Source organism: Pseudarthrobacter sp. ATCC 49987 (assembly GCF_009928425.1).
Lineage (GTDB): Bacteria > Actinomycetota > Actinomycetes > Actinomycetales > Micrococcaceae > Arthrobacter.
This window is the reverse complement of sequence record NZ_JAABNS010000001.1, coordinates 3,088,353-3,108,660: the sequence shown is the minus strand read 5'-3', so window position 1 is coordinate 3,108,660 and position 20,308 is coordinate 3,088,353. Positions and strand designations below refer to the sequence as shown.

17 protein-coding genes, 1 tRNA gene, 1 rRNA gene and 1 pseudogene are annotated in these 20,308 nt (G+C 63.3%); 10 read left to right on the top strand and 10 right to left on the bottom strand.

From position 1 onward, the window contains the following. Positions 1–8: 8 nt before the first annotated feature. Positions 9–125: ribosomal RNA gene (gene rrf / locus GXK59_RS14380) — 5S ribosomal RNA — on the top strand. A gap of 160 nt (positions 126–285) precedes the next feature. Continuing rightward, the gene (locus tag GXK59_RS14375) at positions 286–786 is read left to right on the top strand and encodes an SRPBCC domain-containing protein (RefSeq protein WP_160667795.1); all 501 of its coding nucleotides are present in this window, start codon (positions 286–288) and stop codon (positions 784–786) included. A 166-nt stretch (positions 787–952) separates the two neighbouring features. Here the strand turns inward: GXK59_RS14375 and GXK59_RS14370 are convergent. Then, positions 953–1,159 (bottom strand): annotated as a pseudogene (locus GXK59_RS14370) (substrate-binding domain-containing protein); the annotation flags it as partial. 160 nt (positions 1,160–1,319) lie between these two features. On the opposite strand from GXK59_RS14370, the gene GXK59_RS14365 reads away from it, so the two are divergent. After that, positions 1,320–2,687 carry an FAD-binding oxidoreductase gene (locus GXK59_RS14365; RefSeq protein ID WP_160667793.1) on the top strand — a complete coding sequence of 456 codons (1,368 nt, stop codon included), beginning with the start codon at positions 1,320–1,322 and terminating at the stop codon, positions 2,685–2,687. 57 nt (positions 2,688–2,744) lie between these two features. On the opposite strand, the gene GXK59_RS14360 is transcribed toward GXK59_RS14365, so the two are convergent. Together GXK59_RS14360 and GXK59_RS14355 are read right to left on the bottom strand one after the other, a co-directional pair. Then, the gene (locus GXK59_RS14360) at positions 2,745–4,160 is read right to left on the bottom strand and encodes a DUF4032 domain-containing protein (protein ID WP_160667791.1); all 1,416 of its coding nucleotides are present in this window, start codon (positions 4,158–4,160) and stop codon (positions 2,745–2,747) included. A 130-nt stretch (positions 4,161–4,290) separates the two neighbouring features. Further along, on the bottom strand, positions 4,291–5,373 hold the full coding sequence (locus GXK59_RS14355) for an ABC transporter ATP-binding protein (RefSeq protein WP_160667789.1): 1,083 nt from the start codon (positions 5,371–5,373) through the stop codon (positions 4,291–4,293). 572 nt (positions 5,374–5,945) lie between these two features. Between GXK59_RS14355 and GXK59_RS14350 the strand changes: the two genes are divergently transcribed. Further along, positions 5,946–6,380 (top strand): MIP/aquaporin family protein, encoded by a 435-nt coding sequence (locus GXK59_RS14350; RefSeq protein WP_202129132.1) that lies wholly within the window; start codon positions 5,946–5,948, stop codon positions 6,378–6,380. Between the two features lie 4 nt (positions 6,381–6,384). Here GXK59_RS14350 and otsB read toward each other — a convergent pair whose 3' ends face one another. Then, complete coding sequence (gene otsB, locus GXK59_RS14345; protein ID WP_160667788.1) at positions 6,385–7,197, bottom strand: trehalose-phosphatase; 813 nt, start codon at positions 7,195–7,197, stop codon at positions 6,385–6,387. Further along, positions 7,187–8,596 carry an alpha,alpha-trehalose-phosphate synthase (UDP-forming) gene (locus tag GXK59_RS14340; RefSeq protein ID WP_237394015.1) on the bottom strand — a complete coding sequence of 470 codons (1,410 nt, stop codon included), beginning with the start codon at positions 8,594–8,596 and terminating at the stop codon, positions 7,187–7,189. Before GXK59_RS14340 ends, otsB begins: the two co-directional genes overlap by 11 nt. A 274-nt stretch (positions 8,597–8,870) precedes the next feature. Between GXK59_RS14340 and GXK59_RS14335 the strand changes: the two genes are divergently transcribed. From GXK59_RS14335 to GXK59_RS14310, 6 genes are all read left to right on the top strand, one after another. After that, on the top strand, positions 8,871–9,761 hold the full coding sequence (locus tag GXK59_RS14335; RefSeq protein WP_160667785.1) for a DsbA family protein: 891 nt from the start codon (positions 8,871–8,873) through the stop codon (positions 9,759–9,761). Positions 9,762–9,914: 153 nt separating this feature from the next. After that, a tRNA-Thr gene (locus GXK59_RS14330) sits at positions 9,915–9,991 on the top strand. 136 nt (positions 9,992–10,127) lie between these two features. Beyond that, on the top strand, positions 10,128–10,355 hold the full coding sequence (locus GXK59_RS14325; protein WP_160667783.1) for a helix-turn-helix transcriptional regulator: 228 nt from the start codon (positions 10,128–10,130) through the stop codon (positions 10,353–10,355). Between the two features lie 173 nt (positions 10,356–10,528). Beyond that, positions 10,529–11,620, top strand: coding sequence for a tyrosine-type recombinase/integrase (locus tag GXK59_RS14320; protein WP_237393904.1), 1,092 nt, complete (start codon positions 10,529–10,531; stop codon positions 11,618–11,620). 784 nt (positions 11,621–12,404) lie between these two features. After that, complete coding sequence (locus GXK59_RS14315) at positions 12,405–13,496, top strand: DUF262 domain-containing protein (RefSeq protein ID WP_202129130.1); 1,092 nt, start codon at positions 12,405–12,407, stop codon at positions 13,494–13,496. After that, entirely contained in the window at positions 13,496–14,146 is a 651-nt protein-coding gene (locus GXK59_RS14310) for an MAE_28990/MAE_18760 family HEPN-like nuclease (protein WP_160667777.1), read from the top strand. Before GXK59_RS14315 ends, GXK59_RS14310 begins: the two co-directional genes overlap by 1 nt. A gap of 213 nt (positions 14,147–14,359) precedes the next feature. Here GXK59_RS14310 and GXK59_RS14305 read toward each other — a convergent pair whose 3' ends face one another. The 5 genes from GXK59_RS14305 to GXK59_RS14285 form a co-directional block, all read right to left on the bottom strand. Next, on the bottom strand, positions 14,360–14,698 hold the full coding sequence (locus GXK59_RS14305) for a hypothetical protein (protein ID WP_160667775.1): 339 nt from the start codon (positions 14,696–14,698) through the stop codon (positions 14,360–14,362). A gap of 62 nt (positions 14,699–14,760) precedes the next feature. Further along, the gene (locus GXK59_RS14300) at positions 14,761–15,228 is read right to left on the bottom strand and encodes a hypothetical protein (protein WP_160667773.1); all 468 of its coding nucleotides are present in this window, start codon (positions 15,226–15,228) and stop codon (positions 14,761–14,763) included. Between the two features lie 191 nt (positions 15,229–15,419). Then, positions 15,420–16,997 (bottom strand): phage/plasmid primase, P4 family, encoded by a 1,578-nt coding sequence (locus GXK59_RS14295; protein WP_160667771.1) that lies wholly within the window; start codon positions 16,995–16,997, stop codon positions 15,420–15,422. Positions 16,998–17,324: 327 nt separating this feature from the next. Further along, positions 17,325–18,482, bottom strand: a complete 1,158-nt coding sequence (locus tag GXK59_RS14290) for a hypothetical protein (RefSeq protein ID WP_160667769.1) — start codon at positions 18,480–18,482, stop codon at positions 17,325–17,327. A gap of 660 nt (positions 18,483–19,142) precedes the next feature. Beyond that, positions 19,143–20,279 carry an IS701 family transposase gene (locus GXK59_RS14285; RefSeq protein ID WP_160667767.1) on the bottom strand — a complete coding sequence of 379 codons (1,137 nt, stop codon included), beginning with the start codon at positions 20,277–20,279 and terminating at the stop codon, positions 19,143–19,145. Between the last annotated feature and the right edge of the window lie 29 nt (positions 20,280–20,308).

The following is a 20,308-nucleotide window of genomic DNA, read 5'->3' as shown; positions in this document are numbered from 1 at the left end:
CAAAAGGTTACGGCGGTCATAGCGTGGGGGAAACGCCCGGTCCCATTCCGAACCCGGAAGCTAAGACCCACAGCGCCGATGGTACTGCACCCGGGAGGGTGTGGGAGAGTAGGTCACCGCCGGAACATCATTAAACGGTCGAGAGCCCCAACCACCACGGTTGGGGCTCTCCCGCATTTAACCCTCCTTCACAAAAAAACAGACCCACCCGCACCCCCGGTGGCCCAGCCGTCAACCCTCCCGCAGATCGCGACGGAGCAGAGGCCGCGGGTAGAGTTGGTGCCCATGGATAACCTCTTCAGCCACGCTGCCTCTGAGCGCGCGGGGACGCCGGAGCCGGCCGCAGCTAACGGGCTCGACCCCGTCGTCTACACTGTCGTTGTTCCGGGCGCAGTCGCCCGGGCCTTTGTGGGCTTCACAGAACACACGCACCTCTGGTGGCCGCTCGAGGAGCACGGCGTCTTCGGTGCCGGGTCCTACGTGGAATTCGAAGAGAACCTCATCCTGGAGACCTCCGACGACGGCAGGACGGCCATCTGGGGCTCCATCGATGACTGGCAGCCCCCGCTGTCCTTCCATGCCAGCTGGCACCCCGGTTCCTCCGCCGTCTGGTCCACCGAACTTCGGGTCGCGTTCCGGGCCGTGGAGGCCGGCGCGGAGCTTCGCCTCGTGCACAGCGGGTGGGAGGGTTCCGAGGATCCCGCCGCAACACGCGCGGACTATGCCGCCGGCTGGCCGGGAGTGCTGGACCGGTTCGTGCGTTTCATGGGTGGGGCCGACGCCTGAGGTTCCTGGACTACGGCGGCAAGCGCTCCCGCCCAGTTATTGTGCCCACAAGCACCTGCCACCCCGCGACTTCCCCGGATTAGAGGGTTTGCCCGCCGGAACCGCGAGGTGCCGGATCGATCAACTGGGCAGGAACGCGGCAACGAAGGGACAGCCACGGAGCCAGGGCGTCCTGGTCAATCGTCGTGAGGCCAATAACCTCACCCAGTTCGTGGCCGTCAATGCCGGTGACTGACAAGTCGTAGGGCACGCGGAGTCCGAAGTCTCGGGCGGCAAGAATCGTGCCGATCGCCATCTCATCGGAGGCCGCGAACACTGCTGTCGGCCGATCGACGGAGCCGCCGAGCAGCTGCCGGGCCCTGGCGTGTGCCACATGGATGCTGCCCGGCGCGCAACTGCCCGCCACCCCGCCGCCGGGAGCCACCCCGCCGGGAGCCACTCCGCCGGGGGGCACGCCACAATCGACGCCGTAAGCCGGGGCGCCCGGAGCCGCGCCTTAGACTGAAGGCCGGAATCGACGAATCGGAGACCGCATGAGCATCATCGATGAGCTCACTTCTGCCCTGGGCCCGGCCAAAGTCGCGCTGGATGACCCCACCCTGACTGCCTATGCCGTGGATCAGGCGCCGGTGCTGGACTACCAGCTGCCGCAGGCCGTGGTCCGGGCCGAGTCGATCGACGACGTCCAGGCCACCGTCCGCGCCTGCGCCGCCCACGGGGTCCCGCTGGTGGCCCGCGGCGCCGGGACCGGCGTTTCAGGCGGTGCGCACGCGAGCAAGGGCTGCATCGTGCTGAGCCTGGAACGGATGAACCGCATCCTGGACCTCAACCCCGATGACGAGACGGCCGTCGTCGAGCCCGGGGTCATCAACGCGGACCTCAACGCCGCCGCCGCAGTCCACGGACTCATGTATGCACCCGACCCGGCCAGCTTCAAGCTGTCCACGATCGGCGGCAACGTGGCCACGAACGCCGGTGGCCTGCGCTGCGCCAAGTACGGGGTGACCCGCGACTCGGTGCTGGCGCTCGACGTCGTGCTGGCGGACGGCTCGCTCATCCACACCGGCCACCAGACGTTCAAGGGCGTCGCCGGCTACGACCTCACCGGGCTGTTCGTCGGCTCCGAGGGGACGCTGGGCATCGTGGTCGGAATCACCGTCCGGCTCAAGTACCTCCCGCAGGACGTGCACACGATCGCCGCCTTCTACCCGGACTTCCGCAGCGCCGCGGCAGGTGTCCTCGCCGTGGGCAAGGCGCGCGTGCAGCCGGCCATCATGGAACTGCTCGACAGCGGAACCCTGGCCCAGCTCGATGAGATCCACGGCTCGGACCTCGCCTCCAGAGGGCAGTCCCTGCTGCTGATCCAGACCGACGGCTTCGGCGCAGCCGCGGAAGCGGCCGCGATCAGGCCCGTCCTTGTGGCGGGCGGCGCGGTCGTCACCATGGAAGCCAGCGCGGAAGCGGAGCAGCTGGTGGAACTGCGGCGCAACAGCCGCGGTGTGGAGGTCGACGACGAATACCGCGTGGGCGAGGACGTCGCCGTCCCGCGCTCCCGGCTGGTCGACTATGTGGAAGCCCTCGAGACCATGGCGGCCTCGCACCAGGTCAAGCTCAAGGTGGTGGCGCACGCCGGCGACGGCAACCTGCACCCCACCTTTTGGGTAGACCGGGTGGACAAGACCGTGGCAGCGGATGCCATGACGCGCCTCGGGGCCGCTTTGGACGAATCCATCACCGTGGCCCTGGCCATCGGCGGCACCATCACCGGGGAGCACGGGATCGGCCAGTACAAACTGCGCTGGCTCGGGCTGGAACAGAAGGAACCCGTGCGCGAACTGCAGCGCCGGATCAAGGAACTGTTCGACCCGGCCGGCATCCTGAATCCCGGCAAGGCCATCTAGCGCGGCTGTGCCACAACCCGGCTCCAAAAACCGGCGCCGCGGAAGCCTGCTGGCACCTTAGTCGTCGGAGTCCGGGTATTCGTCGTCGGACTCGTCGGCGCCGTAGCGGGATTCCTCTGTTTCGACCTCGAGGATCTTGAGCATTTCCGTGTCCGGGTTCAGCATGATGGCCGCCTCGTCCCGGCGGTGCCGGAGCTCGGAGTCAATGTAGGACTGCACGGCTTCGGCCAGCGGGATGTGCCGGTTCTCCTTCTCGGACATGTACCAGCGGTGCTCCAGGATCTCGTGCACGGCTTCCGCGGGCTCCAGCTTCCCGGATAGGTCGCGGGGGATGGAACGGACAATCGGTTCGAAGATCTGGCTGACCCAGAGGTGGGCGCTGTACTCCTCATCCATCCCCGGGTTGTTATCCGCACGGAAGGTGTCCATGTCGTTGAGGAGCCGGCGGGCCTGGTTTTCCTGGGCGTCCAGGCCGGTCAGGCGCAGCAGCCGGCGCTGGTGGTGGCCGGCGTCGACCACCTTGGGCTGGAGTTGGATGGTGGAACCGTTCTGCGTCGTTTTGATCGCGTATTCCTCGACGTCGAACCCCAATTCGTTGAGCTTGCGGATGCGTGCCGCCACGCGCCAGCGTTCGCCGATCTCGAACGATTCCTTCTCGGTCAGCTCGGTCCAGAGGCGCCGGTAGCTGTCCATGATGAGTTCGCTCGTGGCCACGGGGTCCACTTTTTCCTCAATGAGGCCGCCGTCGAGCAGGTCCATGAGTTCACCGGCGATGTTGACCCGGGCGATCTCCAGATCGTATTCGCGCTGGCCCGTGGAGAGGTCCGGATACAGCTCGCCGGTCTCGGCGTCCACGAGGTAGGCGGCGAACGCGCCGGCGTCGCGGCGGAACAGCGTGTTCGAGAGCGAGACGTCCCCCCAGTAGAACCCGATCAGGTGCAGCCGCACCAGGAGCAGGGCCTGGGCATCGATCAGGCGCGTGAGGGTGTCCTTGCGCAGCATCTGCGAGAAGAGGGCACGGTACGGCATGGAGAACTTCAGGTGCCGGGTGACCAGCACGGGGTTCAGCGGCCGGCCCTCGGGGGTGGTGCGGCCGGTGATGACGGCGACCGGTTCCACACAGGGGACATCCAGCCGGGCGAGTTTGCGGAGCATGTGGTACTCGTGGCGGGCGACGTGTTCCGAGGGTTCCTTGATGGCGATGACGGAGCCGCCAAGGTGGGCGAAGCGCACAATGTGGCGGGAGATGCCGCGGGGGAGCGCGGCGAGGAACTCCGCCGGCCAGTCCTCCAGGGCGATGTGCCAGGGAAGGTCCAGGAGCTCCGGCTCGGTGGCGGCGGCGGTGATGCTCAGCGAGCTCGACGCCACGGCCTTGCTGTCATTGGCGCTGGCGGCTTCGAACCGGGGCAGCTTGCCGATCTGACCGTAGTCGGTGGGTTCGTCGTGCCACTGGGCGCTGTTTTCCTCGGTCATAAGCCAATTCTTCCGTACTAAGGGCGGCTGCCCTAACGAACGGGTGCTGCCAGGGTAAGTTAACGCCCGACGGCGGCCCTCCAGTGGGGAGGACCGCCGTCAGCCGCGCGGGGTGGGTGCGTGGGTGGGATTAGTCGCCCAGGCGCAGGCCCGTCTTGGTGTCGAACAGGTGTACGTGACCTGACTGCGGGCGGACCCAGATGGTCTCACCCTTCATCGGGGGGGTGCGGCCGTCGACGCGGGCCACGATGTCGTGGCTCGTACCGTCCAGGGTGGTGTGGCCGTAGACGTAAGCGTCGGCGCCGAGCTCCTCGACGACGTCGACCTCAACCTGGAGGCCTTCGCCCTGGGCAACCTGCTCCAGGTCTTCCGGCCGGGAGCCGAGGGTGACGGTCTTGCCGCTGGCCTCCTCGAGGACGTTGTGCGGCACCGGGTAGATGGTGCCGCCGAACTGCACGCCGCCGTCGACGACGGGAAGCTCCAGCAGGTTCATCGCGGGGGAGCCGATGAAGCCGGCCACGAACACGTTCTTCGGCTTGTCGTACAGGTTGCGCGGGGTGTCGACCTGCATCAGCAGGCCGTCCTTCAGCACGGCGACGCGGTCGCCCATGGTCATGGCCTCGACCTGGTCGTGGGTCACGTAGACAGTGGTGACGCCCAGACGGCGGGTCAGCGACGCGATCTGCGTGCGGGTCTGCACGCGGAGCTTGGCATCAAGGTTGGACAGCGGCTCATCCATGAGGAAGACCTGCGGGTTACGCACGATCGCGCGGCCCATGGCGACACGCTGGCGCTGGCCGCCGGAGAGTGCCTTCGGCTTGCGGTCCAGGTACGGCTCGAGGTCCAGGAGCTTGGCAGCTTCACGGACACGCTCCGCGCGCTCTTCCTTGCTGACGCCGGCGATCTTCAGGGCGAAGCCCATGTTGTCCGCGACCGTCATGTGCGGGTAGAGCGCGTAGTTCTGGAAAACCATGGCAATGTCGCGGTCCTTCGGGGGGACGTCGGTGACATCGCGGTCGCCAATCAGGATCCGGCCGGAGTTGACGTCCTCAAGACCTGCGAGCATGCGCAGGGAGGTCGACTTTCCACAGCCGGAGGGTCCAACGAGGACCAGAAATTCGCCATCGGCGATTTCAATGTTGAGCTTGTCAACAGCGGGCTTATCCGTGCCCGGGTACAGACGTGTTGCGTTATCAAAAGTAACTGTAGCCACAGTTATCAATCCCTTCACCGGCAGGTACGTGCCGGACGATCCGTAGTGAATGGTCTTATTGTTCAGTTGTTAATTCAGTTGTCCGCACCTGATCGTGCGCATACTCCCCGGCCGAAGCCGAGGAGTATCCAATGACGCCGCACGGTACTTGTGCGCCACATCACAACCAGAGTATGTCAGATTTTTGGTTAGTGGGCCAAAATGTTACGTAACTCACACGTGACGTCACTTACCTGCGCAAGCGGTGAGCGCGGGGCCCGGAGGTCTATTCCGTCGTGGTTGCCTCTTTATCGGCGCGGGATTTGCGCGCGGGATCCACCTTGCCGTCGGCCCCGTAGTCGCCTTCCGAATATCGGCCGATTTCCGATTCAGCCGTTCGGCCGGTGTGGATCCGGCCCCGCCGTAGTTGGCCCTGACATATCGTCCCGATTCCCTGGCCTTGTCGCCCAGCGGTTCTGGCAGTCCGCCTTCGCTGCCTGCCCCGCCGTAGTCCCCTTCGATGTACTGACCTTCTTCATCGTCTGACCACGTTCCCGGCACCGTACTTTGACGGCAACCCCGTGGGGCCGCTGGTGGACCAGATTGTCGGCACTGCCTTCCTAGTTATTTTCGTGGTGGCCATCATCGACATACGCAATACGGCCGTCCAGGCGAACCTGGGCCCGTTCATGATCGGGCTGGCCGTGGCCGCCATCGGCATGTCCATCGGCGCAAACGCCGGCTACGCCATCAACCCTGCCCGCGATTTCGGGCCGAGGGTCTTTGCCTGGCTGGCCGGTTGGGGGCAGACAGCATTGCCGGGCACTGTGGACGGGTCCTTCAGCTGGTACTTCTGGGTTCCGATCGTCGGCCCGCTGGTCGGGGGCATGATCGGTGTGCTGGTCTACGACTGGTTTATCGGAGACGTCCTGCACGCCCGGGAGAAGTTGCAGGAGGCCACGCCTCCCGGCCGGGCCGGCGGGGAGACGCCTCCGGCGTCGCAAACCAACCGGGCGACCGGGATCTAGCCGCTCAGGCGCCGACGGCCTTCGTCCGTTCCCGCAGCAGTGCCTCCAGCAGCTCGGCAACGTGCGTCGGGGCTTCGATCCGGAACTGGGCCTGGGTGAAGTCCAAGCCCACCTTCACCCCGAGATCCCCGGGGAGCAGGCTTGCGAGGGCGTCCTCGTCGGTGGTGTCATCGCCGGCGAAGACCGTTGCCGTGGCACCGGTCGCCTGACGCAGGAAGGCAACGCCTTCCCCCTTGGAGGCGTGCACCACGGAGCTTTCCAGTACCCGGTTGCCGCTCTTCAGGTAGACGCCGGGTTTGTCCTGCAGGACGGCGCGGGCCGCGGCCACGGCATCCGCGGCGACGTCGTCCGCGGCGAGGCGGGTGTGCAGGACGACGCCGGCGGGCTTGTCCTCCAGCAGGGTGCCCGGTGCCACCTCGACGATGCCCTCCAGTTCGTGCCGGACCTCGGCGAGCAATTCCCGGCGGGCGTCATCGAGTTCCAGCTTCGAGGACCCGGGTCCCATCCAGACTTCGGCGCCGTGGCTCCCGATCAGCAGGGTCTTCTCCGGGGGAAAAGCGACCGCCCGCAGGCTGTCAAGGGCGCGCCCGGAGATGAGTGCCGTCGTCGTCCGCGGAAGTTCGGTGAGCGCGGCGAAGGCCGCAGCCGAGCGGGGGAGGGCGCGGGCGTCCCCCGCGTGGTCCACGAGCGGCGCCATGGTGCCGTCAAAGTCCATGGCGACCAGCAGGTGCTCGGTCGCTGCGATGCGGCGCAGGGCCTCGAGCAGGTCCGGGGAGAGTGAGAGCGGGGTCTGTCCGGGTGAGAGATCAGGAGTCATCGCGGATTACCTTTTCTTCGAGCGCGCTCAGGAATTCGGAGGACCAGCGATCGACGTCGTGGTCCAGGATCTGCTTGCGCATCGAGCGCATCCGGCGCGCGGCCTCCGAAGGTTGCATATTGACGGCCCTCATAATGGTGTCCTTGAGGCCGTCGATGTCGTGCGGGTTCATCAGCAGCGCCTGCTTGAGCTGATCCGCGGCGCCGGCGAACTCGCTGAGCACCAGGGCGCCGTCGTTGTTGGTCCGGGCCGTGACATACTCCTTGGCCACGAGGTTCATCCCGTCCCGCAAGGCGGTGACGAGCATGACGTCCGCTGCCAGGTACAACGCCACCATCTCGTCAATCGGGTAGTTGTGGTGCAGGTAGCGGACCGCGGTGTTTTGCAGCGTGTCATAGGTGCCGTTGATGTGGCCCACCGTGCCCTCGACCTCTTCGCGCAGCAGGCGGTACTGCTCCACCCGTTCCCGGCTGGGGCTGGCGACCTGGATCAGGGCCGCGTCCTCCACCGTCACTTTGCCGTCCGCCAGGAGTTCCTCATAGGCCTTGAGCCGGTGCCTGATCCCCTTGGTGTAATCCAGGCGGTCGACGCCGAGCAGGATCGTCTTCGGGTTGCCGAGGTCCTCGCGGATCTGACGGGCGCGCTCGATGATCTCGGGATTCCGGGCAAGTTCGCTGATCTGCTGGACGTCAATCGAGATGGGGAACGCCTGGGCGCGGGCGATGTGCGTGGTTTCACCGTCGCTGCCCCTGACGTGGACCTGCTGCTGCTTGACGCTGGCGCCGAGGAAGCGCCGGGCGGAGCGCATGAAGTTGCCGGCGTCGCTGCTGCGCTGGAATCCGACCAGGTCAGCGCCGAGCAGCCCGTCGATGATGGCGCGGCGCCACGGCAGCTGCGCGAAGATCTCCGGCGGCGGGAAGGGGATGTGGTTGAAGAATCCGATCTTCAGGTCAGGACGGGCCTCGCGCAGCATCTTGGGGACGAGCTGGAGCTGGTAGTCCTGGACCCAGACAGTGGCGCCGGGGTTGGCGTGGTGGATGACGGCGTCGGCGAACCGGCGGTTGACCTTGCGGTAGGAGTCCCACCAGGTCCGGTGGAACTCCGGCGGGGCAATCACGTCGTGGTAGAGCGGCCAGAGCGTGGCGTTGGAGAAGCCCTCGTAGAAGAATTCGATGTCATGCGTGCTCAGCTGGACCGGAACGAGGTCGATGCCGCCGTGGCTAAAAGGCTGGACATGCTCATCCGGCGCGCCATGCCAGCCGACCCACGCGCCGTCGGTCTTGGTCATCATGGGGGCCAGTGCCGTGACGAGGCCGCCGGGGGAGCGGCGCCAGCCGTCCTCGCACCCCGGCTCGTCCGGCGCGCAACGGTCGACCGGCAGGCGGTTGGAGACCACCATGAAGTCATACTGCGCGTCCGGATCGGTGTCGCTGGCGCCGTGCGCGGCTTTGCTGTCGGTATCTCGACCCGATTCGGCGTGTTTGGTTGCCTGCATTGGTGCCCCCTGGGGTTCGCTCGTGGCTCTCATCCACCCTAGCCCGGCGGAATCTTCTGTGCTATTCGTCCGTTGGGAGGCGGGAGAGAAAGTTGAAAGCGCAACTTCCCAGTTTTCTCCCCTAAAATGATGAATTGCCACCCAGTGGATATCACCGGCCGATCGACCCGAGGAACTAATGAGCCCCGCAAACGAACCCCGTCAGTCCAAATCAGAGCGAACTGCCGCGGCCCGCGAGAAAGCCCGTGAAATCCGCGAGGCGCAGCTGAAGAAGGAAAAGCGCAACAAGCTGCTCATCGGCTGGGGCATCGTTGCCGCCGTCGTGGCCATCATTGTGGTGGTGGCGCTGGTAGTCACCTCGAACATCCAGAAAAACGCCCCGGTGGCCGACGAGGGCCCCACCCCCGCCAACGGCAACGTTTACGGCGGCGTCACCCTGCTGGCCAACTCCGAGGTGGCGAAGACCGAGCCTGCGACCGTCAGGATCGCCGATCTTCCCTCCGCTCCGGCCACGCCGCCGGCACAGATTACTGCGCCCGGCGCCGAAGCCGAGGCGGGCAAACCGGTCAAGGTGGTCCTCTACATCGACTTCATCTGCCCTGTCTGCAAGAACTTCGAGACTCAGTACAACGAGACGCTCACGAAGCTGCGCAATGAAGGCAAGATCACCGTGGAATACCGTCCACTGGGTTTCCTCGACACGCGCTCCACCACAAACTACTCCTCCCGCGCGGCCAACGCGGCAGCGTGTGTTGTGAACGAGTCTCCGGAGAAGTACGCGGACTTCGTCAATATGCTTTTCGAGAAGCAGCCCGCTGAAGGCAGCGCCGGCATCTCCGACGCGGATCTGAAGAAGATGGCAACCGACCTCGGGGCCAAGAGCATCGACACCTGCGTTGACGAGAAGACCTACCGCCCGTGGGTCAAATACACCACGCAGCAGGCCGCGTCCATCGGGGTGACCGGAACGCCGACCGTCCTGGTTGAGGGCAAGCAGTGGGGCAAGGGCGACAGCGCCCAGACCCCGTTCGAGCAGTTCCTCCAGGCCGCCATCGACGCCAAGCAGTAAGCGGCAGCGTCCAACAGCAAAACCGCGGGCCCGGTTCCGGCTTCTTCCGGAGCCGGGCCTGTTTTTATCCCCGGGCATCCGTGGGCTAACCTTATCTAGCGCCATGGCGCCTGGCCCCTCATCGTGGCCCGGTGCCAGCTGGCGCACAGGAATGCCTCCTTAGCTCAGTTGGCCAGAGCACCGCTCTTGTAAAGCGGGGGTCGTCGGTTCGAATCCGACAGGGGGCCCCACGAACCCCTCCGTTCCGGCGGTTTTGCCCGGAACGGAGGGGTTTTTTGTGCGCGAAAACAGGGCACTACACGCTTACGACACGCTTTCAGGAAGACGGCATAGGCCCGTCGGCTCCCGGGCTGCATAGGGGAAGCCATGCAGACAAGCAGAAAGACCTTGGCACCGGCAACGGACCAAGGCAACGCAGTGCAGCTCCTGACCACCGAGGAAGTGGCCGTCTGGCTGCAGGTGGCGCCCAAGACCCTCCGGAACTGGCGCTCCGCCGGGATCGGACCGAAGGCCTTGAAACTCCATAGCGTCGTCCGCTACGACCGGGCCGCTGTCGAGGCTTGGATCGGCAGAACTTCGAAGGCTGCGGCCTGATGGGGCGGTCGAGCCTCCCGGTTGGTGCCTGGGGAACGGTCAGTGCCAAGAAAGACGCAGCGTCCGGAAAATGGCGGGCCAGTTGTAGGTTCCGTGGCTGGGACGGTGTCACGCGGAGCTACAGCAAGTTCGGGTCAACCAAGGGCAAAGCCGAGACAGCCCTGCTGGCGTCCATGAAAGAGCGCCAGCTGCTCGCAGGTCGAGTGACCGCGAACCCTCCGCTGAACGACGTTGCCGAGAAGTGGCTCGCCAGCATCGAGGTTCCTAAAGTCGTTGTCGACGACAACGGGAATATGGTCGCGGCTACCAGCGCGGGCGGTATCCGGCGCCAGACTTGGGACCAGTACGAAGGGCTCATCTACCGCCTCATCGAGCCCGCTCTCGGTGCGCTGAAGATCAATGAAATCAACACCTCCACCTGTGACGCCTTCCTGCGGTCCCTGGTAGTGGACGGGAAAGGGCATACGAATGCCCGGCTGGCCAAAACGGTGCTGACGCAGATCATGTCCTACGCCATCAGGCACGACCTGTACGTGGGTGGCAATCCGGTGCGTGAGGTCGATCGGCTGAACAGGGTCCGGAAGAAGCCCGTTAGCTTGAGCGCGGCTACCCTGCACGATGTTCGCGAAGCTGTCCGGATTTGGCGGACAGAACCCGGCCACTTCGGTCCCCGCCCCAGCAACGTACTGGCAGATGTCGTTGATGTTCTGATCGGCACCGGGGCACGCATCGGGGAGGTCCTGGCAATCCGTTTGGAAGACATCGACCTGTCAGGCGACGTCGGAAAGATCGCACTCACCGGAACGCTGGTGGAGCCTCGTCACGGCCCCAAGTACCGCCAGAGCTTCCTCAAGAGCCGCAGCAGCGAACGGGTCATCCCAGTGCCTCGGTTTGTCGTCGACGTACTCATCCGCAGGAGTCTCGAATCTCCGGAGATCAACAAGGCCGGGGCCCTCTTCTGGTCCAGGACCGGCACCTACGTTCAAGCGTCAAGCGTACGGAGGCAGCTGCGTTCCGCACTGACCGCCTCCAACATGGAGAACACGGCAGTCATCACTCCGCACGCCTTTCGGCGAACGGTTGCGTCCCTTCTCGCTAGGGAGCTGACCGACGGAGCCGCTGCCGCCATGCTTGGTCACGCCGACGTCTCCATGACCCACGCCGCCTACATCGAGAGGCTAAGGGACGTGGCGGATTACACAACGGTCCTGGAGCGGCTCGCGCCAAAGCCGAATCCGAGCCGGCTGCCTGCGGACATCGGCTGAATCCACGCAGACTCCAGGAGAGGCATGCCGACCCGTTCGATGTGATCCGTCCGCGCCGAGTTGAGGACGGATCACATCGAAGAGGTCAGGAGTTCGAATCTCCTTAGCTCCACTGTTTGCAGGGAATTTCTGTGGAAGTTGGACGAATCCAGGCTCAGATCGGAGATATTCATTTGTTCAAGGTCGATATTCTGGAAGTCACGACCCATGCTTGTCCCGGATGCCTTGGCCCTCACGAAGCTAAAGTTGTTGAGGCGTTGGTCATGGTCTGATCGTAAATCGTCCGGGAGACCTGTATCCCGCCCAGGACCAGGCCAACGAGGCCGGCCACAAGGATGTCGCGACCACCAAGGCGGCTCCTCGGAGAGTCGGCCTCCCGGCGGCTCTCGAGTTGGCTGCTGTCCTAACCCCGACCCGCCATCCATGGACCTGCCAAAATCGGGGCACGTACTGGATATTGGCGGGGGCCTGGTCGCTACAGCCGCTGGCTGTGTGGCATGGGCTATCAAGCCACCTTGGCCGACCTTTCGTCTAACCTCTCCTACATTGCACGTGCGGAGTTCGGCGAAGAGCTGTCCCTCGAATCGTTGAGGCGGACGTCCGCGATCTTTCCCGTTGGCCGAATTACCGCTCCGGCGTTGGCCTTCATGGGGCTACTGGCGAGTGTCTAGAACCTATGCGAGCGGCGGACCTAGAAAGCGAGCAGTGGGGTAACATCGAGGCGACACTGCCCCTGCCACGCCCCGAGGTGACACTTGGGAAAAGATTGGTGATTTTCGCACAAATGACAACTCTAGATTCGGAACTCGAGGCGGCGCGCCGGACCATCCATACGGACGGTTATCCGATGAGTATTGGGGAGCTAACCAATCTTTACCGTGACGGTGAGCTTGTGATCCGTCCACCGTTTCAGCGACTGTTCCGTTGGGATGATTCTCAGAAGTCGCGACTGATCGAGAGCATACTCATAGGGATTCCGTTGCCGTCGATTTTTGTCGTTCAGGATGAGGGTGGCAAGTGGGAGCTCGTCGACGGTTTGCAGCGAGTTAGCACCCTTCTGCAACTCCAAGGTCTGCTCGACACTGAAGAGTTTCCTCCCCTCGAATTGACCGCGACGAAGTATCTCCCGTCACTGGAGGGCGCGGTGTGGGACTCAGAGACGCAATCGTCTCTCACTCCAGCTCAAAGACTGGACATAAAGCGTGCGAAGATCGACCTTAAGATCGTCCAGCGAGGCTCAGACCCCAAGACCAAGTTCGATCTCTTCCAGCGTCTGAATTCGTTCGGATCCAGGCTCTCTAATCAGGAGATACGAAACGCGCAGCTAGTGGGAGTAAACCCTGACTTTGTCGCATGGCTAAGTGAACTCGCGGGCCGAGAGTCGTTCGTCTCTCTCCTGCGGCTGCCTGACGCTGACAAGGCAAAGAAATACGACGAAGAGCTCGCACTCCGGTTCCTGTTCCTGCACACGAAATCAAACGAAGAGATAGCTGAAATTCGCAATTTCCAAGACGAACTGGAGGAGTTCTCAGGTGCCTTGGCACTGAATTTCTCGAGCGACTCCAAAGACCGCCTGGGTGGTGTATTTGAGGAGACGTTCGATAAGCTCCATGCCGCCGACGAGGATGTCCTCCGGCGTTGGGATGCTCAGAAGGGGAGGTTTACGGGAGGGTTCCTGAACACTTCCTTTGAGGCGCTCGCGGTCGGTCTCGGCTATCTCCTCAAGGAGGGCAGGACACCTCGGCCAAACTTACGCGAAGCCGCTATCGACTTCTGGAATGAACCGGAGATGACTAAGAAGTTCGCCACAGGGAAGTCGACGGAGGCACGCCTGCGGTTGATGGTGCCCAAAGGGCGCGAGATCCTCAGTTCCTGATGGCAAAGATCCGGACCCTCGAGGCGTTGGAAGACGCTATCTCCGAAGAGACAGCCTGGCGTAAGCACGAACTCACTACGGCGCGAAAGCTCGTGCAGCAGTCCTCGGGGTCGAGTCAGACTGCCAACCTGCGATCGGGCGTGCTCATCCTGTACGCGCACTGGGAGGGTTGGGTCAAGAGCGTCGCTCAGTTGTATATTCGCTATGTCAACAGCCAGAGCCCGACTTACGCTCAGCTCAGCGCTGCGTTCCTCGGCAATGCACTGAAGGTGAAGATCTCCTCGATAGAAGAAGCATCGACGCCAGCGATTCACAACGAGTTCGCTTCGTTCCTGATCGAGGGTTTCGCGGGTAAGGCCCGTCTTTCCGAGGACCTTGTGCAAACCCAAAGCAACCTCTCGTCAAAGGTCTTGAGTGGTGTAGTAGAGCGCCTGGGCTTACCGCGGCGTTCGGAGTACTCCACTCGAGCGAACATGATTGACGAGGAGCTTGTTAACCGAAGAAATACGATCGCACATGGAAAGTTCTTGGAGCTCAAAGCTGATGACTTCCTCACCCTTCATCAGGACGTGCTTTCTCTGTTGCAGCTCTTCACCGACGACGTAAAGAATGCTGCTTCCACGAACGCTCATCTAGCAGAAACTGTCTAACGGGCTCGTACGATTGCTAATCTGTGACACACGTGTTCGGTGCAGACCGCTGACTGCAGGGGTCATGGTTTGGGAATGGTTCTCGATCGATGTCTAGCTCCAAGCGTCGATCATTGCCTGGAGGACTCCATCGCTGCAGGGCTACGAGCAGGGCTACGAGTCCTTTAGCTTTAGAGCGCGGAACCGCTTCGCCGCCCCAGGGGAACCCCCAACTCAGCTGTCTGTAACCCCATGCAACCTAAAGATCTGGCGCAGCTCGTGTGCAGCTTGGAGGAGTCCCAGGTAGTACTCAAGGTGCGCGGTCTGCGCTATCACGGTGTGTTTGCGGTCGATAGCGAAGCCTTTGCGGTCGACGCCGATTCGGGCGACGTAAAATTGTGCGCTACCCCAGACACCCTCCTCGATCACGTGGGCTCGAGTGCCGTGCTCTTGGTTGAAGCGGTCCACGAATGCTTCCACGATGTCTGCGTGGCCGCGGATATGTTCTTTCTGCTCCTCGGGTGTCATCGCGTTGAATACAGCGTGAAACGGGTTAAGTGATTGTTTGGTCATTGTCTTTCCTGTCCTGGGTGAGGCGTTCTTATCCCCGGGATCGAATCACCGGGCTGTGGGTCTCAGATAGCGGTGCTGAAAGGTCCGGGGTCGCAGTCCTTCGTGACTCTCCCAGGGGCGTAGTCGGAAAGCTTGAAGTTTGTGGGATCGTGAACGCCGTGGCGATGCTCGAATGCGAGCATTGCCATCTTGCGGGCTTCTTTTTCGGTGTGCGCGTGAACGGTCAGGCGCTGGCAGGTTTTGCCCGAGGCCTTGGACTTGATGTCGACCGAGTACCGGTAGACCGTCTTGTCGAGGTAAACGACCTCCTGCCCGGCCAGGCGCAGTGCGATTTGGACGGGTGTTGACATGTTGTTCTGGGTCCAGAGGTAGTCATCCCCGCTCTCGCGGTCAACGGGGATGCCGGCGTCAAGCAGGACGTCCTCGATGAAGTCGACGTGGTCGTCAGGGAGGATTCCGAGACGGTGTTCCGTGTCGTCGTGCCAAACGAGGACAAGTACTGTCCCGGCCGGCGGTGCTGTCCTGCTCATGTTTTGTTCCTTGGGTGGGGCGGTGATCATAGTGACTCCGGGGTTCGTGGTTGGATCAAAAATTCTGTTTCTGGCTTCCCCTATGCGCCTCGGTCGATGACGGCGGTCATTTGAGAGTCAGGTCCTCCAGGCCCATCTGCAACGCGGGGGTGCAGATGGGCCTGAAGTGTGAGGGGAGGTCGGACGCTGGTCTAAAAGTTGGTGAGGTCGATGCCGATGGCCGTGGTGGCGCCAATGTGTCGGATGCCTTGGCGGAACTTCCCGGCATTCAAGATGGCGCCACCGAGACGGAACTTTCCGGCGGTCGGCTTGGCAGGAAATCCTCGGGCGGTGAGCCTTGCGGCAAAGTGTCGTTCGTCGACTTTGACTTTGGTCCCGTGCTCCCGGCAATACTTGGCGTAGCGCGCGTGGAACTGGGCGGTGGTCAGTGGGACGTATTGGGTGGCTTCCTCGCTTCCTTCCTCGACTTCGATGATGTAGGCGTCCCACCAGGCTTCAAGGGGGTCCGCCGTGGTGAGATAGCGCGCGGAGGTCGCTTCCATGGCGGGGGTAGGATGCAGGGCCGCGCGATCCGCGCCTTCACGGATCCAATCGTGGGCACCGTCGACGGCCCAGGCCATGATGGCTTCCATAGCCTCGGGGGTCACGATGCGGTCCTGGAGGTTTACGTCCAGTTCTTCCGCGGTGAGCTTGTGGGTGAGCTCGCAGGCGATGAGGCGCCGGGCGATGCCGGGGTCGTTGTCGGGGATGCCCATCCAGTCGTTTCCGGCGAACACGATTTTGGATTTTGCCTTCCAAGTGACGGGTTTTCCGTGCAGTTGCCGGGTTTGCATCTGGCCGCCGGCGCTCATCTTGTTCATCGTTTCGCGGTTCATGAACCCTCGTTCTGCTTCGTCCAGAAAGATGAACAGGATGCCCATGAGGTCGTGCAGCTTCGGTTGCGCGCTTTCGCCGCTGTCGCTTGAGAGGGCGAACAGGGAGGGGGAGACGATCCGGCCGTAGCCGTCGCCGTTCACGTCACCGAGTGCGTGGGCGAAAGCCTGGAACAGGGTGCTCTTGCCGGCGTCTGCTGCGCCCTTCAGATACAGGAATACCTTGGAGGTGGACAGACCGGTCGTTGCGCTGCCGAGGTACCTTTTCAGGAACAGAGGAAGCCCTGGATCGGATTTGGCCAAGGTGGCCAGGATCTGGTCCATGTCCGTGTTCTCCGCAGCGGGTACGTAGTCGACGGCGCAGACTTTGGTGATGTACTGCTTTGGGTCGTGCGGGGTGAGGGATTTGGTTCGCAGGTCGAGAGTGCCGTTTTTGAAGTTCATCAGGTAGGGGTTGGTGTCGAACTTTTCGGCGGGGACCGTCAGGTGAGCCTGGGCCGCCTTGATGGCTGCCGTGATGTGGATCATCCCGTTTTCGCAACGCTCGCCGAACTGTTTGCGGTTGTAGACGGCCCTCTGCTCAGCGGCCTCGAGGGCTGCTTGGAGGGCCAGCAGCACCTTTGGTGCTTGTCCCAAGGCGGTGGCGTGGTCCAGGGCTGACCGGGCGCTGAGCACATCGGGGTCGGTGTTCTTTGCATGTTCTGCCTCGTCGGTACTGACGGAGGCAATGACAGTGCGGGCGAAGGACTCAACCAGGACACCGTCCACGTCCTGAGTCCAGTGAGTGCCGGTCCAGATGACCCAGAAGCCGCCCTTGGCGCTCGTACAGAACGCAATACAGTCCTTGTAATGGATGGCCAGCCGGGCGCCGAGACCCATGTCGGTGAGGTTCATCATGGCCGCGAACAGAATGCGGGACGGGTCGGGGACCTTGCCATAGAACGATGCCGCGCAAGGTTGGGCGGGGCCACTGGTTGTGGCGAGGGCCGGCAGGGCTGTGGGAGGGGTGGGTGCCAGGAGCGGCCCGAGTTGAAGGAGGCCGGGCCCGACGTGGCGGGGTGTGTATTCCAGCGGTGTAGGGGGTGGGGCGTCGATGACGTGTTGCCTTTCAGACGTGGCCCTGGGGCCGGGGCGGTCAGTTATTTTTTCCTGCTACAGACAGAAGGGGCGCGCCGCGCAAAAACGGTGAAATATTTGTTGCGAGTTTTTTTAGACAGTGTTCGGTCAGCCGGCGGTGATACCGTGGCGCGCTTCGTTGGCGGATATGAGGTTGTCGACGAGGTCCTGGGAGGGCTCGGGGAATTCTTTGGCCATGAAGCGGGCTAGCGGCATGTTTCCGCCGAGACAGGTCAGCAGCAGGTCCCAGGAGGTCAGCGCGGTGCGGAAGTCGTTGATGCCCCATTCGTCCTGGATGCGGCCGCCGTAGGCGACCACGTACTCGACGCCGCGTTCGGAGAGGAACGTTTTGGCATGCTTGTCGCTTTCGGATGCGGTGCCGTCTTCGCGCGGGTAGACCCACCGGCGGTATTCGGTGGTGTCAGCGTCGCCGTCTGCGGTGGTCATGCCCCAGACCTCCTCCATGAGGAAGGAGACGGGAACCTGCGCTGACCAGGAATTGATCTGTTTCCGGTCTGTGCGTTTCGGTGCGGTGGCGATGGAGCGTTTTGGTTCGATCCTGGGTATGTGCGGCAGAATCGAGTCCAACTGCTCGAATGTGTAGAGGATGCCCGTGTTGTTGGTGAGCACGGTGACGTGTCGCGGGTCGTTTCTGCGCTTGTAGTTCATGGAGCCGGCAACCCGAAGGATGCGGGCAGGATCGGAGGTGATGCCGGTGTCCAAACCGAAGCCCCGTTCCTTTGCCGCCTGCTTCATGGCGTAATCGATCCGCCTGAGGATGTTCATCGACGCGTTGTTCCCGGCCGCGTTCTCGAGCGGCATGGCATGGAGCCAGTACGCGTGCACGCCTCCTCCTGAACCGTTGGCCATCGAGACAGGCAGTACGGCCTCGTACATGTCCAGCACTTGGTCGGTGGTGGGGTGCGGAAAGCCTTTGAATTCGCCACGGAACGGTTTGTGTTCGCCGTCCCGGGTGTCTCCGTCACCCCACGCGGCGGGCATCAGATCGTTGCGGTCGGCGCCCGCCCGTTCGCCCTGACCGTAAACCCCGGCCTTCAGCGGGACGACCCGGAAATAAATGTCCTTGCCGGCCCGATCCAGCTGTATCAGTTTCTTATCGATGGCAACGGTGTCGAGGAGCGGGATCTTGAACCCGGCCCAGTTGCCCGGGACGCTGATGCCCAGAAGAGCGTCCTGGTAGTGGCCGGCGGCGATGTGGGCTCCATAGAGCGTTTCGTACTGTTGGTGCCAGGCGGCGAGGTCCACGAGGATACCTCTTTCTGTCGATGCCAGAGTTGTTGTCGCCTATAGAAGGGGTGCCCCGCGCAAAAAATCGCCGATGTCATTTTTGGGGTGGAGACCCCGGTCATGGTCCGGGTCGGTCCCGGCAAACGCGAGACTAGGCACGAAGAATGACAGCTCTCTTCCCGGGAAAGGCCGGACGCGTCCGGGGCGCGGGGATGCGTGGGTGCCTTGTGGCCGAGGCGTTCGGCCGTCTACGAGATCTACCCCGAGCATCCCCGCCTGCTTGTCAGGGGCAGGACTAGAAAATATTTGAATGACTCTCAAATTCGAGTAGACAGGTAGACCCGACCCCTCAGCCTCGAAATCACCCCGGAATGACTGGGAATGTCGTCCGCATTTTTATCTACGCACCGAGGGAGACCTGGGTAGCCGGCGTAGACGAGCTGCAGCGTCTACGCCGGCGTTGATGTGCAGCCAGACGGTCCTCAGATGATTCGTTCGCTGCCTAGTACTACAGTCGCGTTTATGGGGTGTGTCCGCGGGCTTTGTAATGACTATGTCGTGCGCGGTGTTGGTGTTTTCGTCGCCAGGTTGAGTGTTCCAGGACTTGTTCGGGGGCGGTGGTCCGGTGCCAGACCATTCGGACCAGCAGGCGCCTGATTTCAGGCAGTGAGAGCCGGATCAGTTCCGCGGTTTCGGCGGCAGGGCCCCTTTTTTGGAGCGGACCACGGTCAGGAAGGCCTGGGCGAACATGGAGAGGGTGATGTGGCGGTACCAGCCGGTGTATTGGCGCACTTGGTAGTGGTCCAGTCCGGTTTCTCCTTTGGAAGTTTGGAAGGTTTCCTCGATGGCCCAGCGGGCGCCGGCGATCCGCACCAGCTCGGCCAGCGAGACGCGGTTCGGGCCATGGCAGATGTAGTAAGCCAGATCGGAGGGGTCTTTCAGGGAGCGGCGGGCCAGTAGCCAGTGTTCCCCTGTTTCGGCGGGTCCGTTGATGCGGGTTCGTGCCCAGGAATACCGGCGGTCGCCCTTGGTCCCGGCGCCGGCGGTCCTGGTCCGCCAGGCATTGGTGCGCAGCGAGGCGATGAGTTTATCCGCGCGCCATTGCTCGCCGATCCCGACTGTGGGGGCGATGACGTTCTGGTTCATGGGAACCGCCAGCACGTAGTGCAACCCCCTGGCTTCCAGACGGCGGCGCAGCCCCGTGTGCTGCCCATAGACCGCGTCCCCGGTGGCCCAGCGGGCAAGGATCCCGGCATCCAGGGCGCGGTCGATCATGTCCGCTGCCAGTGCCGGTTTCGTGGCGAATTCCCGGGTTTTGGGGATCCCGGCCCGGGTGCATCTTTCCCGGTCATCGGCCCAGGCTTTGGGCAGGTAGAGTTCCCGGTCCAGCAGGGTGCGCCCGGCCGGGGCGGAGTACGTCAGGAACACCCCGATCTGGCAGTTCTCCACGCGCCCGGCGGTGCCCGAATACTGGCGTGCGACCCCGGCTGAGGCGGCGCCCTTCTTGAGGAATCCAGTCTCGTCAATGATCAGGATCCCGTCGGGATCGCCCAGGTGGCGGTTGACGTAGGTGAACAGGTCATCCCGCACGGCATCCGGGTCCCAGTCGGTGGTCGAGAGCAGGCGTTGCATGCCATCCGGGGTGCCGTGCCCGGCGCGTTCGGACAGCGTCCAGGAATTCTTGCGTTCCTCATCCGAAAGCAGCCCTCGCACATACCCCACAGCGTTCCGCCGCGGTTCCGACCGGACAAACCGCCGCCCAATCAGATCGCCGATTTCTTCCAGACCATCGGCCCACTCTTCTACGTCCGCCACACAAATATCATCACTCACCACCAACGATT